We start from the raw sequence: 18857 nt of genomic DNA, 5'->3' as shown, positions 1-18857 counted from the left end.
TACCTGTGTCCGCTGGCCTAGTCCCAACCGAGACCGCCTCGTCGCCATTCGTATGCGTATGCCACCGAGACGTTGACTATGAAAAGTCCCATCGCCGCGAGGCCGAACAAGCCGAGCGAATCGAAATGCACCGCCCACGGGTAGAGGAAAACGATCTCGATGTCGAAGATGATGAACAGCATTGCCGTCAGATAGAACTTGACGGGAAACCGCCCGCCACCGGCGGTACGGGGTGCCGGTTCGATTCCGCATTCGTAGGCTTCGAGTTTCGCCCTGTTGTACCGCTTCGGACCGACCACGGACGCGAGAACAACCGACACCACAGCGAAGGCCATCGCGATGACCCCGAGGACGAGAATGGGGATGTAAGCGTTCATGTCACCCGAACTCCTCTCCGCTGTGCGGATGTCCGCCCAGCCCGAAGGTGCCGTTCGATTTCGATACTGCCAGCAATTCGATACTTATGTGACCTGCGACACCCACACTAGGGGAGGCCTCCGACATTGGGTTCGTTTTCGGGGTGCCGAGTTTCGCTCTCGAAAGTCCGAAGTAGTCGGCGCCGCAACGAATCACCGCTGCAACGGGTGCTCACCGGCTCAGTTGTCGACGCAGAAGCGCGATGACGGTGGAAGCAAGTTCGATTGGATCTATCGGCTGCGGCACTGAGGCTTCCGCTCTCGACCACGACGCCAGCCACGCATCGTCGGGTCGACCGGTCAGTACGAGGATCGGTGGACAGTCGGCGATCTCGTCCTTGAGTTGTTTCGCGACGCCCATGCCGCCCGCCGGACTCGCCTCGCCGTCGAGAATGGCGAGGTCGATTCCGCCGGCATCGAGCTTGGCTACGACGATCGGTGCCGTCGCGACCTCGATGTAGTCGATGGTGGGCATCGACGGATGTGGGCGCTCTCCGAGAGCGAGCCGAACTTGCTCGCGCGTGTGTGCGTCGTCGCTGTAGACGAGGATGCGCACGGGTGCCATGGAGTTGGGCTCTGCGGTCTCGGCGGACACGCGGCCGACGTTACTCCGGGCGGTCCCCGGCTACCGGCGAATCTTCAACATCGGCAGGGACTTCCGCGAAAACACAGCTCGGCTTCACGGCAAACGGCCCCTACCCGGCGATGAACGCCGGAAGTAAGGGCCGCCTGAATTGCGTGTGCGCTCAGAAGTTTTCGACGAACTTCGTCAGGCCCTTGCTCGCTGTTTCCAGCGCCGTCTTCTGTGCCTTCTTCACCAGGAAGCCCGGCAGCGGGATCTTGGGATCGATGGTCAGTTCGAAGGTGACTTTGGTTCCACCGTCGGTGGGAGTCAAGACGTACGAGCCGTCCTGCTGGTTCTGCTGACCGCTCTCCACGAGGGTCCAGGTCACCTTCTCGTCGCCCTCGAAGGTGTAGTCGACTACCTGCTCGTCGTTGATTCCCAGAATGGACACGGCCATGCGAACGCGATGGGGGCGACCGTCGTCGTGGGTGCTCTCGATGGTGATCTTCTTGTGTGCAGACGACCACTCCGGCAGCCGATCGACGGCTGCTACGGCCTTCATCACCGTTTCCGGATCAGCCTTGATCTCGAATTCCTTGACGCCCGAAACGGCCATGAACGTGCTCCTTCTCGCCTTGCGGCAACGGTTCGTGATTACTGCAGTTGCGCAATTAGATCATTCGGTGATCGGGTTGGCGTCGAGCTAGTCCATGCCGTTCTTGCGCATCTGGTCCCGCAATGCGCCCTGGACGGCTTGTGAAACCCACGAGTTGAGGGAGACTCCGTTCTGATTGGCGGCCTCCTCGGCGCGGGCTTTGATCTGTTCCATCATCCTCAACGTCACCCGGCTGATATCTCCGCTGACGCCGTCGAACGAGTAGGTTGAGTCCTTCTTCTCGTCGTCTGCCTTCTCGTTTGCACCTTCGCCGCCTGTCGAGTTCGGCGGGCGAACGACGTCGACCAGTAATTCGCTTCCGTCGAGATTCACCTTGACCTCTCGGTCGCCCAGCTTCGCCCCGATCTCCTTGGCCAGTTCCGTCGCCGCGGCCAACAAGACCAGGCGGACCGAGGGTTCGATGGCGGCGGACAACGACGCCGCAATCCGGCGCGTGTGATCGTCGCCGAGTTCGGCTGCAGTGGCGAGGTCGTTCTGCAGCTTTGCGGTGTACTCCGAAATGTCCATGACACCACAGTGGCGTCAAAAGTGACGTCAGTCAAGGATGTGATGACGTCACTCGGTATCGAGGGCGGTCGACCGCTATAGAGTTGCCCAGCACCTGAGGCGAACGGCGCCCGGGTTTCGTGCTGGTCGTTTCGTGCTTGTCGAGGAGTGGGTTGTGCCGAACACGGTGTCACTGAAAGTGCAGTTGGTGGCGAAGTCCGAGTTCTTCCCGCCCGAGGACATTCCGTGGGAGACGGACGCGGATGGTGGCGAAGCGCTGGTCGAGTTCTCCGGTCGAGCCTGCTACCAGAGTTGGTCCAAGCCGAATCCGCGAACCGCAACCAACGCCGGCTATCTGAGGCATCTGCTCGAGGTTGGACACGTTTCGGTGCTCGAGCATGCGACAGTGAGCTTCTACATCACCGGTATCTCGCGCTCGTGCACTCACGAATTGATTCGTCACCGGCACTTCTCGTACTCGCAACTCTCGCAGCGATTCGTCCGTGAGAACGATGCAAACGTCGTCGTGCCTCCTGCTGTCGAAGGTGATCCCGAGCTCGAAGCACTGTTTCTGAATGCCACCGACGAAAGCCGTCGCGCTTACGGGGAACTGCTGACTGCCCTCGAAGGGAAACTGCAATCGGTGCCCGGTGCCCCGATGCGGGGCAAGCAAGCCAGGCAGGCTGCGCGCTCGGTGCTGCCCAACGCCACCGAGACGCGCTTGGTCGTGACCGGAAACTATCGGGCCTGGCGGCACTTCGTCGAGATGCGTGCCACCGAACATGCGGATGTCGAGATCCGGCGAGTCGCGGTCGAGTGCCTGCGTCAGCTTCGTGATGTCGCGCCAAATGTGTTCGGGGACTACGAGATTCTTCGCGGAAGCGACGGATCGGAAATTGCCGTCAGCGCATTTGCGGCCGAGTCGTGACTCGTGTGCAGAAGTAAGAGCTGAACCGGGTAACCTTCTGACCATGACCTACGGTGATTCCGCTTCTCTTGTCGAGCGTCCGTTCGGCACCATTTCCGTTGCGATGGTGACCCCGTTCACTGCCGACGGGAAGTTGGACGTCGACGCGGGAGTGCGCCTCGCAGCCCATCTCGTCGACAACGGCTGTGACGGCCTCGTTCTTGCCGGTACCACCGGTGAATCTCCCACCACCACCGAGTCCGAGAAGCTCGACCTGCTCCGCGCAGTGATCGACGCCGTCGGTAACCGCGCGAAGATCGTTGCAGGCGCCGGCAGCAACGACACCGCTCACAGCGTCGAACTCGCACGTGACGCGGCTCGCGCCGGAGCGCACGGTCTGCTCGTCGTCACCCCGTATTACTCACGTCCGCCCCAGGCCGGACTGTTTGCACACTTCACCGCCGTCGCCAACGCGACCGACCTGCCCGTCATGTTGTACGACATTCCGCCCCGCTCCGTCGTTCCCATCGAGACCGAGACGATCCGCCGACTCGCCGAGCACCCGCGAATCAAGGCCGTCAAGGACGCCAAGGGCGACCTCAACGCCGGCGCAGAGTTGATCGGCACCACCGAGCTTCAGTTCTTCTCCGGCGACGACCCGCTGAATCTGCCGTGGCTCGCTGTGGGCGCCACCGGCTTCGTCAGCGTCATCGGCCATCTTGTTCCGGGTCGTCTCCGCGACCTTCACACCGCGTTCGTGTCCGGCGATATCGCCCGCGCGCGCGAGATAAACCTCAGTTTGATCCCTGTGATTCGTTCCGTTGCCCGCCTCGGCGGTGTCAGCGCTTCGAAGGCGGGTCTGCGACTCATCGGAATCGATGTCGGAGAACCACGCCTTCCGCAGGTTGCACCCACTAAAGAGCAGATCGACGGTCTTGCCGCCGATCTGCATGCGGCAGGAGTTTTGTAAATGACCCGTCCCCCCCGACGTCGTAGTGCCAGTCGTCAAGCCGGTCCGCCTTCGCCTCCGGCTCCCGAAACGGCCGCAAAGGCCGCACCGGTAGAGGCACCAGCTGCGCCGGCGGCAGAAGCGGCCCCCGCCGCAGCCGCCCCGCCCAAGAAGGCCGCAGCAACCAAATCTGCAGCAACCAAGTCCGCTGCCACCAAATCTGCTGCACCCAAGAAGTCGACCGAAGACAGGTCGCCGCGCAAATCTTCCGGCGGTAACCGACCGGCAGCATCGAAGTCGGGCAACGGGCGCGGAAACAAGCGCCCCGAGAACCGTCCGGCCGTCGATCCCACGGGTCGCCTCGGAACACCCCCGAAGGCGCCGGCATCGGGTCTGCGCATCGTCGCGCTGGGCGGCATCGGCGAAATCGGTCGCAACATGACGGTGTTCGAGCACCGTGGCAAGTTGCTGATCGTCGACTGCGGTGTGCTGTTCCCCGAGGACCAGCAGCCTGGCGTCGACCTGATCCTCCCGGACTTCCGCTACATCGAAGACCGTATGGACGACGTCGAAGCCGTCATCTTGACTCACGGACACGAGGACCACATCGGTGCTCTGCCGTTCTTGCTGCGTCTGCGCGCGGACATTCCGGTCATCGGCGCGAAGTTCACTCTCGCTCTCGTTGCCGCCAAGTGCCGCGAGCATCGCCTGCGTCCGAACCTGGTCGAGGTCGTCGAGGGAAACACCACCACTCATGGCCCGTTCGACTGCGAGTACTTCGCGGTCAACCACTCGATTCCCGACGCTCTCGCGATCGCGATTCGCACCGACGCCGGCGTCGTACTGCACACCGGTGACATCAAGCTCGATCAGCTGCCTCTCGACGGCCGCCTGACCGACCTCGCCGGATTCTCCCGCCTGGGCGACGAGGGCGTCGACCTGTTCCTCGTCGACTCGACGAACGCCGAAGTTCCGGGATTCGTCACGCCCGAGCGCGAAATCGGGGGAGTGCTCGACAACGTCATCGGCAAGGCGAAGCAGCGTGTCATCGTGGCATCGTTCGCCAGCCATGTGCATCGCATCCAGCAGGTCGTCGACGTAGCCGCTCGGTACAACCGCCGCATCGTCTTCGTCGGCCGCTCGATGGTCCGCAACATGCAGATCGCCCAGGATCTGGGCTACCTGACGGTGCCCGACGGCCTCGTCGTAGACATCGACACCGCCGCCACCCTTCCCGACGATCGCCTGGTGCTCATTTCGACGGGTTCGCAGGGTGAGCCGTTGGCAGCGCTCTCGCGGATGGCGCGCGGCGAACACCGTCAGATCAACATCCGCGCCAACGACCTGGTCGTTCTCGCGTCTTCGCTGATCCCGGGCAACGAGAACTCCGTTTTCGCCGTGGTCAACGGTTTGGCCAAGCGCGGTGCCACCGTCGTGACCCAGCAGAGCGCCAAGGTTCACGTCTCGGGCCACGCGTCCGCCGGTGAGTTGCTCTACCTGTACAACGCGGTTCGGCCCACCAATGCCATGCCCGTCCACGGTGAATGGCGGCACCTGCGTGCCAACGCCGCGCTGGCAAAGGCAACCGGCGTGCCGGAAGAGCGCATCGTATTGGCCGAGGACGGCGTCGTGGTCGACATGGTGGACGGTCTCGCCGAGATCGTCGGACGCGTACCGGTCGGACACGTCTACGTCGACGGTCTGTCCGTCGGCGACGTCGGTGAGCCGACGCTGTCCGATCGCCTCGTGCTCGGTGAGGGCGGCTTCATCGCGATCACCATCGTCATCAACGAGTCGACGGGCCGTGCGGTCAGCACCCCCGAGGTGTCCGGTCGCGGCTTCTCCGACGATCCGACAGCGCTCAAGGCTGCCGCGGATCTCGTGGAATCGGACCTGGCCCGGTTGGCGAGCGAAGGCGTCATCGACGCTCATCGCATCGCGCAGTCGGTGCGCCGCGTCGTCGGACGCTGGGTCGCGGACAAGTACCGCCGCCGTCCGATGATCATTCCGACGGTCATCGCGGTTCCGTAGATTCGGCACAGCAGGTCGCTTCCGCTCGAACCCGGTCCGGTTCGAGTACTTTGGCGAAGGTGACCTTCGCTCATGACGAACGACTCGCCCTGGTGGACAGCATGGTCGAATTCGGCCCCGATGCTCCGACACTGTGTGGGGAGTGGACCAATCGTGACCTGGCAGCACATCTGATAGTCCGGGAGCGGCGTCTCGACGCCGCTCCCGGAATCATGTTGAGCCCTCTTGCCGGTCACACCGAGAGCGTGCGTAAGGCCGCAGCGGCGCGTCCGTGGGAGGAGATCCTCGACGACGTTCGGAGTGGGCCGCCTCGGTGGTCGCCGATGTACTGGCTCGACGCGCAGGTGAATACCACGGAAATGTTCGTCCACCACGAAGATGTACGACGCGCACATCTGAACTGGGCGCCGCGTCCGTTGTCGGAGGGTCGGCAGGCTCAGCTGTGGAAGTACGCCCGGCAGATCGGCAAGATGGGTTACCGCAAAGCCGCTGTCGAGGTCATTTTCGAACTTCCGTCCGGCGAGAGTGCGGTCGTCCACAAATCCGGCTCTCGCAGTGTTGTCCTGCAGGGTGAACCCGCCGAGTTGCTGCTGCACGCTTTCGGTCGCAACGAGGTGAAGATCGAAGCCAAAGGTGAACTGGCCGACGTTCAATCCGTGATGGCGCTCGATCGCAGTTTCTGATGGCCCCCTTCTGCCGGAGCCGAGCTCGACAGACGGGTTGTGAAGATCACGTTTCGCACTCGCCACCAGTGTTGCTGGTGTTGCGGATGGTCCAGATGGGGTCGCACAGACTAGCCTGAACTCCATGGCAGGTAAGTCGAGCGCCCGGGGATCCAGTACAAGCACGTCTACGTCCAGGGCATCGACCAGGTCGTCAGCCTCTACTCCGAGCGCGCGCGCAACCGCAAAACCTCGTGCCTCGCGCACCACGCGAACCGTATCGACTCCTCGAAATGTCACGACTTCGGCCAGGGCTGGTGGGCGCCCCGCGTCGGGCAAAGGCTCCAAGCCGGCGCCCAAGAAGGCGTCCGGTACGTCGTCGGCCGCGCGCCGCCCGGTATCGAAAACCTCTCAGCGGGCCAGCCCGTTGGCCGCTGTGGGCAAGGGAATCGGAGCCGGGTGGTCCCTGGCTGCCCGCGGCGTCGGCGCCACCACACGCACCGTCAGTAAGGTCGGCGAGATCGAAGCCGGCCACCGCCGCGACGGAATAGCGCTCGGCCTGATCGCATTCAGCGTCGTCATCGCCGGTGGCGTCTGGTTCAAGGCCGGTGGTCCGATCGGCGGCGGCATCGACACCCTCGTGCGGGCGATCTTCGGCGCGGCCTCGGCCGTGCTCCCCATCGTCGGCGTCGGCCTCGCGATCCTGTTGATGCGCACCGAACCGAAACCTGAGATCCGGCCCCGACTGATCATGGGATCGCTGCTGGTCGGTCTGCCGGCGCTCGGCCTCTGGCACATCATCTCGGGTTCACCGACAGACGCCACCGGTCGCTCCAACGGCGCAGGGTCTGTCGGATACGTCGTGGGCGGCCCGCTCACCAACGGGCTCACCGTCTGGCTGTCTGCGCCGCTGCTGGTCATCGCCGCCGGATTCGGAATCCTCCTTCTGACCGGAACGACTCTGCGTGAGGTGCCGAGCAAGTTCCAGTCCTTCTTCGGAGCCTCGTATCGCTCGGATGAATACGGCGACTACGGATCCGAATTCGACGAGGACGGTGAGCACCACTACGGCGAATCTGCTTACGATCCTTCACTGTTCGACGCCGACGGCTACCCGGTCGACACCTACGCTGAGCCGCCGCTCAAGCCCGCCAAGCGGCCCAGCCGACGCGCACCGATCGACAACTACCCGACGGACGAGTTCGAGTCGGGCGACAAGAAGACCGAAGTCCTCGGCCTGTGGAACGCCGACGACACCGCAGTACCCGACGAGCCCGTCGCGGCTGCGGCAGCGCCCGTGGTGGAGACTCCGGCGCCGCGCCCCAAGGTGCCTGCGCGTTCGGTCCCCATCGCCAAGCCCGTGCCGAAACCCGAACCGGAGCCGGAGGAGAAGGAACACTTCGTCACCGATCGGGTCACCGACGGCGACTACAACCTCCCGCCGACGACGTTGCTGATCGAGGGAGACCCGCCCAAGCTCCGCAGTTCTGCGAACGACGCGATGATCGAGGCGATCAGCGAAGTCCTCGAACAGTTCAAGATCGATGCCGCTGTTACCGGTTTCACCCGCGGACCGACGGTGACGCGCTACGAGGTCGAACTCGGCCCAGGCGTGAAGGTCGAGAAGATCACCGCGCTCGCCCGCAACATCGCGTACGCCGTGGCAACCGACAACGTCCGCCTCCTGGCCCCCATTCCGGGTAAGTCCGCGGTGGGTATCGAGGTACCGAACTCCGACCGCGAAATGGTCCGCCTCGCCGACGTTTTGAACGCGCCGAGCACCCGACGCGATCACCATCCGCTGGTGATCGGTCTGGGTAAGGACATCGAAGGTGACTTCGTCAGTGCGAACCTCGCGAAGATGCCCCACCTTCTGGTGGCAGGCTCGACCGGCTCGGGTAAGTCGAGCTTCGTGAACTCGATGCTCGTCTCGTTGCTCACCCGAGCAACGCCGGAAGAAGTACGGATGATCCTCATCGACCCCAAGATGGTCGAGCTCACGCCGTACGAAGGTATCCCGCACCTGATCACGCCTATCATCACTCAGCCGAAGAAGGCAGCGGCAGCGCTGGCCTGGTTGGTCGAGGAGATGGAACAGCGCTACCAGGACATGCAGGCCAACCGGGTGCGTCATATCGACGACTTCAACTCCAAGGTCAAGTCCGGCGAAATCACCGCCCCGCTGGGCAGCGAGCGCGTCTACCGTCCGTACCCCTACATCCTCGCGATCGTGGACGAGCTGGCAGACCTCATGATGACCGCGCCGCGCGACGTCGAAGAAGCAATCGTCCGCATCACGCAGAAAGCCCGTGCTGCCGGTATCCACCTGGTGCTGGCAACGCAGCGCCCGTCCGTCGACGTCGTCACCGGCCTGATCAAGACCAACGTGCCTTCGCGTCTGGCGTTCGCGACGTCTTCACTGACGGACTCGCGAGTCATCCTCGATCAGCCCGGCGCCGAGAAGCTCATCGGTATGGGTGACGGCCTGTTCCTGCCCATGGGCGCGGGTAAGCCGACCCGTATGCAGGGCGCGTTCATCACCGACGAGGAAATCTCGGCGGTTGTCGACTTCGCGAAAAACCAGGCCGAGCCCGAGTACACCGAAGGTGTCACCGCACAGAAGGCAGGGGAGAAGAAAGACGTCGACCCCGACATCGGCGACGACATGGATGTCCTCCTGCAGGCCGTGGAATTGGTCATCACGAGTCAATTCGGTTCGACGTCGATGTTGCAGCGCAAGCTACGAGTCGGGTTCGCCAAGGCCGGCAGACTGATGGACCTCATGGAAAACCGCGGCGTCGTCGGACCCAGCGAGGGCTCGAAGGCACGCGAGGTGCTCATGAAGCCCGAGGAGCTCGACGGTCTGCTGTGGTCGATTCGCGGTGGCGACCCGGACGAGGCACCCGCAGACGAGTAGCGACACCTCGGCGGACAAGCCGTCGACAGACGACCGGAGGAACCCGTGCATGTGACGCCGTTGGCTTGGGGAATCACGATCGTGGTGATCCTCGGCCTGTTCGTCTTCGACTTCTTCGCCCACGTCCGCACTCCGCATGCGCCCACGTTCCGGGAGTCGGCATTCTGGTCGACGGTCTACATTTCGATCGCCATCGTCTTCGGCCTCGTCGTGATGTGGATCTGGGGCACCACGTACGGCGGTGAGTACTTCGCCGGCTACGTCACGGAGAAGGCGCTCTCGGTCGACAATCTGTTCGTCTTCGTGATCATCATGTCGACGTTCGCCGTCCCGCGAGAGTTCCAGCAGAAAGTCCTGCTGATCGGCATCGTCCTCGCATTGGTGATGCGCGGAATCTTCATCGGAGTCGGTGCGGCCGCCATCAATGCGTACAGCTGGGTGTTCTACCTCTTCGGTGCGTTCCTGATCTACACCGCGTACACCCTGATCCGCGATCACGGGCATGAGAAGGAAGCCGAGGAGAAGCGCGACAGTCGCATCATCTCACTCGTGAAGCGGGTGCTGCCGACAACCGAGGAATACGACGGGGACAAACTGATCACCCGGATCGACGGCAAGCGCGTCGTGACACCGTTGTTGTTGGCGCTCATCGCAATCGGGTTTGCCGACGTGCTCTTCGCGCTCGATTCGATTCCGGCGATCTACGGTCTGACCCAGGAACCGTATCTGGTGTTCACCGCCAACGCCTTCGCGCTGATGGGTCTACGGCAGCTGTACTTCCTGATCGGTGGGTTGCTCGAACGGCTGGTCTATCTCTCGTACGGGCTCTCGATAATCCTGGCGTTCATCGGTGTGAAATTGGTACTCCACGCGTTGCACGAGAACACCCTCTCGTTCGTCAACGGAGGCGAACACGTCTCCGTCCCGGAAATCTCCACGGCACTCTCACTCGGAGTGATCATCGGAGTATTGGCGGTGACGACGGTCGCGAGCCTGTTGAAGACTCGCGACCGGGCGGGGGAGTAAGCCGGGGCCGGGGCTCTCAGGCGCTGAACTGACCCAACACCGGAACCCACTCGGTGATCCGGACCTTCTCGATCAAATCGGCGATCGCGAACGGATCGTGGGTGAAGAGGAGGGAAACGGTGTCGGCGTCTGCGGCGTCGACGATGATCAGCGCGCCGTTTCCATCTGCAAACGGGCCGGATGACAAGACGATCGAGCGGGAAACCAGATCCGCGAGCCACGCGCGGTGATCGCTACGGACTTCGTCGCGCTGAGCGTTCTTCTCGGGCGCGTAGGTGTATTCGACGAGGAACAACGACATCGTGAACCGCTTTCGGGGCTGGTGATCGAGAGGGTGGTGTGTGAAGAGTCTGAACGGTTCAGAGAGTCAGGAGCATGCGAGTATTGCCGAGTGTGTTGGGTTTCACATAGCTCAGATCGAGGAACTCGGCGACGCCGGCGTCGTAGGACCGACACATTTCCGCATAGACCTCGGCGGTGACGGGGGTGCCGTCGATCTCCGCGAATCCGTGACGGTGGAAGAACTCGGTCTCGAACGTCAAAACGAACAACCGTTCCAACTCCAATTCCTTGGCGACCTCGATGAGTTTGTCGACGACGTGGAAACCTGCGCCCTGGCCTTTGGCAGTCGGATCGACTGCGACGGTGCGGATCTCACCCAGGTCCGCCCACAGCACATGCAGTGCGCCGCAAGCGATTACCTGGCCGCCTCGCTCGGCGACCCAGAACTCCTGGACTGCCTCGTACAGCGTCACGAGATTCTTCTCGAGGAGGATCTTGCCGGCGTAGATGTCGATCAGACGCTTGATTTCGGGGATGTCCGACGTTCGCGCGCGACGCACGATCAACTGGCTCTCGGTATAGGTCGGCGCGGTCGAAGTCATGTGGTGCACATTAGTCAATGGCCCTACCGATATTCTAAGTCGCGTGCCTGTCCGCCCCACGCAATTCCCGCGCCGCTCGGCTTTGTCCCGGGTTCGGCTCACCGCCTGTGCGGTGATCCGATGAGTACCCCGCGCGATCAGACCGACGCCCATCGCGCCGCCGTCGGCCCGTCCGACGGCACACCTGTCGCGGACAACCCGGTTCCGTTGCTGAACATCGCGAACATTCTCACGATGGTCCGAATGGTTCTCGTTCCGGTTTTTCTCGTTGTTCTGTTCGTCGACGGCGGACACTCGACGTGGTGGCGTCTCGGGGCAATGGGCGTGTTCATCGTCGCCGCGATCACGGATCGGATCGACGGCCAATTGGCTCGGAAGTACGGTCTGGTCACCGATTTCGGCAAACTCATGGACCCGATCGCGGACAAGGCACTGATCGGCGCCGCGCTGATCGGTCTTTCGGTTCTCGGTGACCTGTCGTGGTGGGTGACCGGAGTGATCATCGCCAGAGAACTCGGAATCACGCTGTTGCGGTTCGCGGTACTGCGGCACGCGGTCATCCCGGCGGGCAAGGGCGGCAAGCTCAAGACCCTCGTGCAGGCCGTCGCGATCGGGTTCTACCTGTGCCCGCTGCCGAGCAGTTGGGACATCGTCAGCGGATTGCTGATGGCTGCTGCCGTCGTGCTGACGGTGGCGACGGGAATCGAATACATCGTGCAGGCGATCAGGCTTCGCGCCGGAGTTCGCGCAGTCGAGTCATGACGGACCCGCTGCTCGCACTCGGAGTGGTCGAACTCGTCGACGCCCTTGGCGCCGCGAGGCATACTGTCGCCGCCGCCGAATCTCTGACGGCTGGATTGTTCACGGCTGCGGTCGCGTCCGTGCCGGGGTCGAGCGCGGTGCTGCGTGGGGGCCTGGTCGTGTACGCGACCGACTTGAAAGCGACGCTGGCGGGCGTGGATCCCGAGCGTCTGGCAACGGACGGCCCCGTGTCCGAGAGCACGGCGGTGGCGTTGGCGCTCGGCGCCCGGACGAGGTGCGGCGCCGATTGGGGTATCGGACTGACCGGAGTCGCCGGTCCGAGTGAGCAGGACGGACACCCGGTCGGAACGGTGTTTCTCGGTATCGCCGGTCCGGACGGAACCGAATGCGTACCGCTCGCGCTCGGCGGCGAACGGTGGGAGATTCGGACAACCGCAGTCGCAACTGCCGTGTCGCGGTTACGTGATCGTGTCGCAGAGCGTGCGGCACGATAGGCTCGGGAACCAATCGGATGTGTTCGGACGTTGACGATTGTGAAGACGTACGACCATGCACGATGAGGTCACGGATGAAGGAGGAGCGAGATGGCGCTGCTATTGCGTGAGGCAATCGGTGACAGTCTCCGGCGTACGCGCGTTTCGCAGAGCCGCACGCTACGTGAGGTGTCGAACAGCGCGCGTGTGAGCTTGGGCTATCTGTCCGAAGTGGAACGTGGACGTAAGGAAGCATCGAGCGAACTGTTGGCGGCGATCTGTGATGCGCTCGCAGTCCCACTGTCCGACGTGCTGGTCGACGTGAGCGAGACCCTGGCCACGAAGAAGAGCGCTCCGGTAGCTGGTCGACAGGTCGCCGAACCCGCCGTGTCGGCTTCCGGTTCGGTCTCGGCTTCCGGTTCGCCGACAATCGCACGCGATACCCGCGTCGTGATTCCGGCACCGAACGCTCGAAGGTTGGCGGCGGCGTAGCCACTACCGGCCGTAACCGATAGATTTTGTACGTAACCGCCGGTTTCCAGCAGGTGGGGTCAGAGCAGATAGGGCGCAGCCCTTGTTTCGGTGCGCGACGGTCGCGCTCCGGGTCGCGTTCGGCGCGGCGCATCAGATGGAGGCAGGATCAAACCAATGGCTAATCCTTTCGTCAAGGGCTGGAAGTACCTGATGGCGCTCTTCAATTCGAAGATCGATGAGAAGGCAGATCCAAAGGTTCAGATTCAGCAGGCGATCGAGGACGCACAGCGCCAGCATCAGGCGTTGTCCCAGCAGGCTGCGTCGGTGATCGGTAATCAGCGTCAACTCGAGATGAAGCTCAGCCGTCAACTCGACGAGGTCGAAAAGCTCAACGCCAACGCGCGCCAGGCTGTCAACCTCGCCGATCAGGCCGCTGCTGCCGGCGACAACGACAAGGCGATCCAGTACACCAACGCTGCCGAAGCTTTTGCGGCCCAGTTGGTGACGGCCGAGCAGGGCGTCGAAGATCTGAAGGCACTGCACGACCAGTCCTTGCAGGCCGCCGCTCAGGCCAAGAAGGCTGTCGAGCAGAACGCGATGACTCTGCAGGCAAAGGTTGCCGAGCGCACCAAGCTGCTCAGCCAGCTGGAGCAGGCCAAGATGCAGGAGCGCGTGAGCGAGTCCCTTCGGTCCATGGACAGCACGCTGTCGGCTCCCGGCAACACACCCAGCCTCGATGCTGTGCGCGACAAGATCGAGCGGCGTTACGCCGACGCACTCGGCTCTGCCGAACTCGCTCAGAACTCCGTTCAAGGCCGCATGATGGAGGTCCAGCAGGCCTCGGTCCAGATGGCAGGGCACAGTCGCCTCGAGCAGATTCGTGCTTCCATGAAGGGCGAGGCACTGCCGTCCGGCGGCGCAGCAGCCACTCCTGCGACTCCGTCCGTCGAGAAGCAGCCCCCGGCTGCCGGTCAGACCGGGCAGTAGCCGAATCCTCGATGTCGGCAGTGATGCTCTGATGTTTTCTTCACGAGACGGTCGATCTGGGCGCGAGCCCCGGTCGGCCGTTCCCGTTTCCGTATCCGGCGCCTTCGGAGCGTTGGGACGCACCGCGGACACATTGCGCGAGGTCGGACTGTCTGCGGCGGATGCCGCTCGGCGGTGGCAGGACCCGCGCGCCAAATTCGAGCGCAAACGTGCCCGTGCACGTCGACGCGCTCAGCGTTGGGGTTTCATGTCCGGCGGATCAGTGGTCGGCACGGCCGGCCTTGCTGTTGCGTCGGCCCCCGAGTGGTCGGTGGTCGTGGCAGGCGGGGGAGCGGCACTGTTCGCGGTTCCCGCCGTCATCGCGGTCGGCCGCTACCGTTCGATGAGTTCCGGCCCACCGCCGTCGGCGCCGATTCGCCGGCGCTTGCCACCGTCGTCGTCTCGCGCGTTCATCCCGATGTCTCGCCTCATCGGCGCCGAGACTTCGTTGTTCGAGATCTTGAGTGTGCTCAGGCGCGCCGACACCATCGACCCCGGTGAGTTGGACGAAATCACTGTTACCGCCGATTCGGCATTGAGAGCGATGTTCGCGGTGTCTTCGGATGTCGTCGCAATGGAACGCGCCGTGGCCGCTACACCCAAGGTGACCGAACCTCTTGATCCCACCATCGACGGCGCAGTTCTTGAGTTGCAGTCGGGGTTGGATCAGTACGAGGATCTGGTGACCTCCGCAGCTGCATTGACAGCGCCTCACAGCCCTTCGGCTCTGGTGGGATTCAACCGAGAACTCTCGGCGCTGCACGCGGCCGCCGAGCGACTTTCGGCGCTTGCCGACGCCATCGGCGAGGTGGACGACATCACCCGCAAGTACAACTGACAGTTCCTGGTCTGATTGGCGCTCAGTCGTCGGCGCCGCGGGCTGCCAATGCTTCACCCATCGCATCTGCGGTCATCAGGGTGCCGACGATGACCGGCACTGCGAAGGAACGCAGCGAGAAGCCGAGCCCTCGTGCCTTGCGTGCTTCGGACACCTGTGTGATGACCTCGAACATCAGCGGAATGCACCGGATCGTCATTGCCAGGAGCAAGGCGATCCGTTCGGGATTGACGCCGAAGCGTCGCAAGGGTGTCAGGAATCTGGTGATCGCGTCGAGCATCTCGGAGATCCGCGTGGTCAGACCCATGATCGCCGCGAAGGCGATCGAGATGATCAGGACGCCGCACACGACGGTCGCTCGCTGCCACCCCGCGACCACCAGCTGGAACGCGCCGATGAACAGCAACATCCACAGTGCGGGTCGCAGCTGCCGGATCGCCGTCATCGGCGGGATGCGCGCAATGACGTACAGGGCCACAACGACGATCGTGGGAACTGCCAGTTGCCACGGCTCACGTACGAAGATCGAGACGGCCAGTATCGCCACGATCAATGCGAGGAGCTTGATCCCCGTCGGCATCCGGTGCAGGAGTGAGCGGCCCGGACGGTAGACGCCGAGAGTGGTCACGAGACCAACGACCGGTAGTGATCGATGGAGTCGGCGGGGGAGCCGTCAGCGACGACGCGGCCTTGGTCGACGACCAACACCCGTTCGAAGGATTCGAGGAGATCGAGTTGGTGGGTCACGACGATCAGTTGCTGATCGAGTGACTCGAATACCGAGCTGATCAGCCGAGAGTTGCGAAGGTCGAGGAGCGTGGTGGGTTCGTCGGCGACGAGTACGTTCGGTTCCGTCACCATGATGGCCGCGAGCGCGAGGAGCTGTTTCTGCCCGCCCGAAAGCTGGTGGGTGGGATGGTCGGCGTGCCCGGCGAGGCCGTAGCGTTCGAGCACCGAGGCCACCTTTGCGGCGCGCTCGGCTTTGCCCAATCCGCTACGGCGGAGCGAGAATTCGATGTCCTCGGCAACCGTCGGCATCACGATCTGGTGGTTGGGATCGGTGAAGACGAATCCGACCTGCTTGCGTACGTCGCGGCCCTTCTTCGCCGTGTCCAAGCCGTTGACGTGGACGTGTCCTTCCGTCGGAACGACCAGTCCGTTGATCATGCGAGCGAGCGTCGACTTGCCGCTTCCGTTCGCACCCACGATTCCGATTCGCTGCTCGCTCAGTCGCAGATCTATCTGCTGCAGGACCGTTCGTTCACCGAAGCTGTGTCCGACGTTCTCGAAGACGATCTCACTCATCGGAGATTAATTCGCCACCACGGTCTTGTTCGACGAGATCACCGAGTCGCGCAGTAGTGCCGGGTATGCCCGGTGAACCTGGGACGCGACCAACGCGGTGACGACTGCTTTTGCGGCGTCGAGCGGGATGAAGGCGGCGTTGGCCGACCATGCGGCAACGAAGCTCATGTGTCCGCGGACCATCATTCCAACGATGCCGAACGCGTAGAGAACGACGACGCCGCCGAGAAGGTTGATGCCGATGCCCGCGATGATCCGGTACTTGGGCAGCATCTTGGCGGTCAGCCATCCGATGACAAACGCCGTCGGGATCCAACCGATGAGGAATCCGGCTGTCGGGCTCGATAGAGACACGAGTGCGGTGCGACCGCCGGCAAGGACCGGTAGACCGACCAATCCCAGAGCAATGACCGTCAGGACGGCGAGAACACCCTTGCGCGGTCCGAGTAGAGCGCCGGCCATCATGACGCCCATGGACTGAAGGGTGATCGGCACGCCGGAAATGCCGATGTTGATCGACCCGGGTAGGCCCAGCGCGATGATGAGTGCGGCGAAGACGGCTACATGCGCGAGATCGCGAGCGGGGAAACGGGTCGTAGACACTGCGGACGTGCTCCTTCGGCATACGGGATCGAACTTCGCGAGTTTACGCCAGGAGCAAGCTCCCATGGGTTGGACACCTGACCTGCGTGAGGGCCGGTCTCGGGGTGAACCCTGATCTTTACCTGAACTTGCCGCTGAGCTGCTGCTTTGTCACGCCAGACCTGTCAGGCTGGTTCTACGGACGACGCAGCACCTGTCCGATTCGACTGATTATTCAACGGCACGTTGGAGGTAAGCATGTTTTGGAAGATCGTTTTGGCCGTCGTACTGGTGTGGGTCGCACTCGCGGTGGTCGGTGCGCTGATCAAGGGGCTTTTCTGGGTTCTGGTGGTCGGCGCTGTCGGCTTCGGAATCTACTTCCTGGTGAAGGCGATGTCGGGAAGTGACGACAATTCGCCCGCTTCGCGGTTCTGACGGGCAAGATCTGCCCTATGGAAAACTTCCCCGAGGACTGGCAGCGCGCGATTGTCATCGTGGCGCATCCCGATGACATCGAATACGGCGCAGCCGCAGCAGTGGCGCAGTGGACCGATCGCGGCAAAGACGTGCGATATGTCCTGGCCACGCGCGGCGAGGCCGGAATCGCCGGTCTGTCGCCCGAGGAGTCCGGCCCGATCCGCGAGGAAGAAGAGCGTCGCTCGGCCGCGATCGTCGGTGTCGGTGAGGTGGAGTTCCTCGGCCTGCCCGACGGTCGTCTCGCGGAAGGCTTGGAGTTGCGCTCGACTCTCGCCGCAGCAATTCGCCGCCACCGTCCGGAATTGGTGGTGACGATGAACTTCTCCCACACCTGGGGCCCCGGCTATCTGAACAGCGCAGATCACCGTGCACTCGGGATCAGCGTTCTCGACGCAACTGCCGACGCAGCAAACGAATGGATCTTTCCCTCGTTGACGGCGCAGGGACTGGCGCCGTGGCCCGGTGTTCGGTGGGTTGCGGTCAATACGATGACTCCCACACACTGCGTCGACGTGACGTCGACGGTCGATCGCGCCGTGGATTCGCTCGCGGAACATGCGCGATATCTGGCGGCGCTGAGTTCCACGCCGATCCGGGAACAGGCGCGCGCACAGATCGACATGGTCAGCGGACCGAAGCCTGGTTTCGACGCCGAGCGAGCAGTTGGTTTCGAGTTGTACTATTTCTGATGATCTCTGAGCGAGAGAAATCGCAAGTCCCGACGGGATTACCGGTGACTTGTCCGGTATTGTGTTACACACGATGGTAATCCGTAACGCAGATGACTCATTTGCCCCTCGCAAGGCAGATGGTCAGCGCATCCCCAGCCGCGAGATCGACGACGTGATTCTCGACGCAGCAAGGTCGTGTGTCCTCGATTTCGGAATGCAGCGAACCACACTTGCCGAGATCTCGCGTCGCGCCGGCGTGAGCCGACCGACGGTCTACCGGCGATGGCCGGACACGCGAGCTGTCGTCGCGGACCTGCTCACCCGGGAGATCCGATCGGTGCTGCCCGAGGTGACCTTCAACGGGTCTGCCGGCACGTTGCTCGTGGAGGCGATCGGTGACGTCGTCGGCCAGATTCGCGACCATCCGCTCTTCGTGAAAATTCGGCAAGCTGATCAAGAATTGCTGACGACCTACATCGTGGACCGGCTCGGCGCGAGCCAGAAGTCGATTCTCGAGCTGATCACATCCGTTGTCGCGGCCGGCCAACAAGACGGTTCGATTCGCGAGGGAAGCGTCAACGAGATCGCGGCGATGGTTCTACTGATGGCTCAGTCCGTCGTCATTTCTGCGCCGACTCTCGAGCCGGAGCTTTCCTCCGATGCGTCGGTCGAGCAACTTCGATATGCGGTCGCTGCTTATCTGGCACCCGTCAAGAATTCGGGAGAATAG

General features: G+C 63.1%; 23 protein-coding genes. 14 read left to right on the top strand and 9 right to left on the bottom strand.

What is annotated here, in order from left to right:
• Positions 1–17 precede the first annotated feature (17 nt).
• The 4 genes from G4D79_RS21445 to G4D79_RS21430 all read right to left on the bottom strand — a co-directional run bounded on the left by G4D79_RS21445 (position 18) and on the right by G4D79_RS21430 (position 2164).
• On the bottom strand, positions 18–377 hold the full coding sequence (locus tag G4D79_RS21445) for an NADH-quinone oxidoreductase subunit A (protein WP_003942165.1): 360 nt from the start codon (positions 375–377) through the stop codon (positions 18–20).
• Between the two features lie 211 nt (positions 378–588).
• A complete protein-coding gene (locus G4D79_RS21440) occupies positions 589–981 on the bottom strand; it encodes a response regulator transcription factor (protein WP_042450864.1) in 393 nt (130 codons plus the stop codon).
• Positions 982–1162: 181 nt separating this feature from the next.
• Complete coding sequence (locus G4D79_RS21435) at positions 1163–1597, bottom strand: SRPBCC family protein (RefSeq protein WP_003942203.1); 435 nt, start codon at positions 1595–1597, stop codon at positions 1163–1165.
• 87 nt (positions 1598–1684) lie between these two features.
• A complete protein-coding gene (locus tag G4D79_RS21430) occupies positions 1685–2164 on the bottom strand; it encodes a toxin-antitoxin system HicB family antitoxin (protein WP_214514352.1) in 480 nt (159 codons plus the stop codon).
• Positions 2165–2318: 154 nt separating this feature from the next.
• Between G4D79_RS21430 and thyX the strand changes: the two genes are divergently transcribed.
• The 6 genes from thyX to G4D79_RS21400 all read left to right on the top strand — a co-directional run bounded on the left by thyX (position 2319) and on the right by G4D79_RS21400 (position 10635).
• On the top strand, positions 2319–3071 hold the full coding sequence (thyX, locus tag G4D79_RS21425) for an FAD-dependent thymidylate synthase (protein ID WP_003942250.1): 753 nt from the start codon (positions 2319–2321) through the stop codon (positions 3069–3071).
• A gap of 43 nt (positions 3072–3114) precedes the next feature.
• Positions 3115–4020, top strand: coding sequence for a 4-hydroxy-tetrahydrodipicolinate synthase (dapA, locus tag G4D79_RS21420; RefSeq protein ID WP_003942142.1), 906 nt, complete (start codon positions 3115–3117; stop codon positions 4018–4020).
• Complete coding sequence (locus G4D79_RS21415) at positions 4021–6030, top strand: ribonuclease J (protein WP_003942231.1); 2010 nt, start codon at positions 4021–4023, stop codon at positions 6028–6030. It begins immediately after the preceding gene.
• 59 nt (positions 6031–6089) lie between these two features.
• On the top strand, positions 6090–6713 hold the full coding sequence (locus G4D79_RS21410; RefSeq protein WP_003942175.1) for a TIGR03085 family metal-binding protein: 624 nt from the start codon (positions 6090–6092) through the stop codon (positions 6711–6713).
• A 124-nt stretch (positions 6714–6837) separates the two neighbouring features.
• Complete coding sequence (locus G4D79_RS21405; RefSeq protein WP_214514351.1) at positions 6838–9609, top strand: DNA translocase FtsK; 2772 nt, start codon at positions 6838–6840, stop codon at positions 9607–9609.
• A gap of 45 nt (positions 9610–9654) precedes the next feature.
• On the top strand, positions 9655–10635 hold the full coding sequence (locus G4D79_RS21400) for a TerC family protein (RefSeq protein WP_019748181.1): 981 nt from the start codon (positions 9655–9657) through the stop codon (positions 10633–10635).
• A 16-nt stretch (positions 10636–10651) separates the two neighbouring features.
• Here G4D79_RS21400 and G4D79_RS21395 read toward each other — a convergent pair whose 3' ends face one another.
• Together G4D79_RS21395 and G4D79_RS21390 are read right to left on the bottom strand one after the other, a co-directional pair.
• Positions 10652–10936 (bottom strand): YciI family protein, encoded by a 285-nt coding sequence (locus G4D79_RS21395; RefSeq protein ID WP_003942124.1) that lies wholly within the window; start codon positions 10934–10936, stop codon positions 10652–10654.
• Positions 10937–10994: 58 nt separating this feature from the next.
• On the bottom strand, positions 10995–11519 hold the full coding sequence (locus G4D79_RS21390) for an amino-acid N-acetyltransferase (RefSeq protein WP_007735157.1): 525 nt from the start codon (positions 11517–11519) through the stop codon (positions 10995–10997).
• A gap of 120 nt (positions 11520–11639) precedes the next feature.
• Here G4D79_RS21390 and pgsA point away from each other — a divergent pair, with 120 nt between their 5' ends.
• From pgsA to G4D79_RS21365, 5 genes are all read left to right on the top strand, one after another.
• Positions 11640–12281 carry a CDP-diacylglycerol--glycerol-3-phosphate 3-phosphatidyltransferase gene (pgsA, locus tag G4D79_RS21385; RefSeq protein ID WP_003942125.1) on the top strand — a complete coding sequence of 214 codons (642 nt, stop codon included), beginning with the start codon at positions 11640–11642 and terminating at the stop codon, positions 12279–12281.
• A complete protein-coding gene (locus tag G4D79_RS21380; protein WP_030535560.1) occupies positions 12278–12775 on the top strand; it encodes a CinA family protein in 498 nt (165 codons plus the stop codon). Before pgsA ends, G4D79_RS21380 begins: the two co-directional genes overlap by 4 nt.
• A 90-nt stretch (positions 12776–12865) precedes the next feature.
• Positions 12866–13246, top strand: coding sequence for a helix-turn-helix domain-containing protein (locus G4D79_RS21375; protein WP_003942191.1), 381 nt, complete (start codon positions 12866–12868; stop codon positions 13244–13246).
• Positions 13247–13402: 156 nt separating this feature from the next.
• Complete coding sequence (gene pspA / locus G4D79_RS21370; protein WP_003942098.1) at positions 13403–14215, top strand: phage shock protein PspA; 813 nt, start codon at positions 13403–13405, stop codon at positions 14213–14215.
• A gap of 31 nt (positions 14216–14246) precedes the next feature.
• Entirely contained in the window at positions 14247–15092 is an 846-nt protein-coding gene (locus G4D79_RS21365; RefSeq protein WP_231917320.1) for a hypothetical protein, read from the top strand.
• Positions 15093–15114: 22 nt separating this feature from the next.
• On the opposite strand, the gene G4D79_RS21360 is transcribed toward G4D79_RS21365, so the two are convergent.
• From G4D79_RS21360 to G4D79_RS21350, 3 genes are read right to left on the bottom strand one after another with little or no spacing between them, the layout of a single operon-like run.
• Positions 15115–15720 carry an energy-coupling factor transporter transmembrane protein EcfT gene (locus tag G4D79_RS21360; protein WP_065455668.1) on the bottom strand — a complete coding sequence of 202 codons (606 nt, stop codon included), beginning with the start codon at positions 15718–15720 and terminating at the stop codon, positions 15115–15117.
• Positions 15717–16397 carry an energy-coupling factor ABC transporter ATP-binding protein gene (locus G4D79_RS21355; RefSeq protein WP_007735161.1) on the bottom strand — a complete coding sequence of 227 codons (681 nt, stop codon included), beginning with the start codon at positions 16395–16397 and terminating at the stop codon, positions 15717–15719. The genes G4D79_RS21360 and G4D79_RS21355 overlap by 4 nt, the downstream gene beginning before the upstream one ends.
• Positions 16398–16403: 6 nt before the next feature.
• Positions 16404–17000, bottom strand: a complete 597-nt coding sequence (locus G4D79_RS21350) for a biotin transporter BioY (protein ID WP_007735162.1) — start codon at positions 16998–17000, stop codon at positions 16404–16406.
• Between the two features lie 237 nt (positions 17001–17237).
• On the opposite strand from G4D79_RS21350, the gene G4D79_RS21345 reads away from it, so the two are divergent.
• The 3 genes from G4D79_RS21345 to G4D79_RS21335 all read left to right on the top strand — a co-directional run bounded on the left by G4D79_RS21345 (position 17238) and on the right by G4D79_RS21335 (position 18857).
• On the top strand, positions 17238–17414 hold the full coding sequence (locus tag G4D79_RS21345) for a hypothetical protein (protein WP_003942133.1): 177 nt from the start codon (positions 17238–17240) through the stop codon (positions 17412–17414).
• A gap of 17 nt (positions 17415–17431) precedes the next feature.
• Positions 17432–18145 carry a PIG-L deacetylase family protein gene (locus G4D79_RS21340; protein ID WP_050655791.1) on the top strand — a complete coding sequence of 238 codons (714 nt, stop codon included), beginning with the start codon at positions 17432–17434 and terminating at the stop codon, positions 18143–18145.
• 73 nt (positions 18146–18218) lie between these two features.
• Entirely contained in the window at positions 18219–18857 is a 639-nt protein-coding gene (locus G4D79_RS21335) for a TetR/AcrR family transcriptional regulator (RefSeq protein ID WP_050655792.1), read from the top strand.

This window comes from Rhodococcus sp. WY5, from assembly GCF_018588185.1.
In the GTDB taxonomy this organism is placed as follows: Bacteria; Actinomycetota; Actinomycetes; order Mycobacteriales; family Mycobacteriaceae; genus Rhodococcus_F; species Rhodococcus_F qingshengii.
Note: the sequence above shows the minus strand (reverse complement) of the source record. Positions and strands in the feature narration are given on the sequence as shown.

What these genes read in the sequence shown, in the direction of transcription:
- G4D79_RS21445 (WP_003942165.1), bottom strand. Translation starts at nt 377, where the DNA reads ATGAACGCTTACATCCCCATTCTCGTCCTCGGGGTCATCGCGATGGCC.
- G4D79_RS21440 (WP_042450864.1), bottom strand. Translation starts at nt 981, where the DNA reads ATGGCACCCGTGCGCATCCTCGTCTACAGCGACGACGCACACACGCGC.
- G4D79_RS21435 (WP_003942203.1), bottom strand. Translation starts at nt 1,597, where the DNA reads ATGGCCGTTTCGGGCGTCAAGGAATTCGAGATCAAGGCTGATCCGGAA.
- G4D79_RS21430 (WP_214514352.1), bottom strand. Translation starts at nt 2,164, where the DNA reads ATGGACATTTCGGAGTACACCGCAAAGCTGCAGAACGACCTCGCCACT.
- dapA (WP_003942142.1), top strand. Translation starts at nt 3,115, where the DNA reads ATGACCTACGGTGATTCCGCTTCTCTTGTCGAGCGTCCGTTCGGCACC.
- G4D79_RS21415 (WP_003942231.1), top strand. Translation starts at nt 4,021, where the DNA reads ATGACCCGTCCCCCCCGACGTCGTAGTGCCAGTCGTCAAGCCGGTCCG.
- G4D79_RS21405 (WP_214514351.1), top strand. Translation starts at nt 6,838, where the DNA reads ATGGCAGGTAAGTCGAGCGCCCGGGGATCCAGTACAAGCACGTCTACG.
- G4D79_RS21395 (WP_003942124.1), bottom strand. Translation starts at nt 10,936, where the DNA reads ATGTCGTTGTTCCTCGTCGAATACACCTACGCGCCCGAGAAGAACGCT.
- G4D79_RS21390 (WP_007735157.1), bottom strand. Translation starts at nt 11,519, where the DNA reads ATGACTTCGACCGCGCCGACCTATACCGAGAGCCAGTTGATCGTGCGT.
- pgsA (WP_003942125.1), top strand. Translation starts at nt 11,640, where the DNA reads ATGAGTACCCCGCGCGATCAGACCGACGCCCATCGCGCCGCCGTCGGC.
- G4D79_RS21380 (WP_030535560.1), top strand. Translation starts at nt 12,278, where the DNA reads ATGACGGACCCGCTGCTCGCACTCGGAGTGGTCGAACTCGTCGACGCC.
- G4D79_RS21375 (WP_003942191.1), top strand. Translation starts at nt 12,866, where the DNA reads ATGGCGCTGCTATTGCGTGAGGCAATCGGTGACAGTCTCCGGCGTACG.
- pspA (WP_003942098.1), top strand. Translation starts at nt 13,403, where the DNA reads ATGGCTAATCCTTTCGTCAAGGGCTGGAAGTACCTGATGGCGCTCTTC.
- G4D79_RS21365 (WP_231917320.1), top strand. Translation starts at nt 14,247, where the DNA reads ATGTTTTCTTCACGAGACGGTCGATCTGGGCGCGAGCCCCGGTCGGCC.
- G4D79_RS21355 (WP_007735161.1), bottom strand. Translation starts at nt 16,397, where the DNA reads ATGAGTGAGATCGTCTTCGAGAACGTCGGACACAGCTTCGGTGAACGA.
- G4D79_RS21345 (WP_003942133.1), top strand. Translation starts at nt 17,238, where the DNA reads ATGTTTTGGAAGATCGTTTTGGCCGTCGTACTGGTGTGGGTCGCACTC.
- G4D79_RS21340 (WP_050655791.1), top strand. Translation starts at nt 17,432, where the DNA reads ATGGAAAACTTCCCCGAGGACTGGCAGCGCGCGATTGTCATCGTGGCG.
- G4D79_RS21335 (WP_050655792.1), top strand. Translation starts at nt 18,219, where the DNA reads ATGGTAATCCGTAACGCAGATGACTCATTTGCCCCTCGCAAGGCAGAT.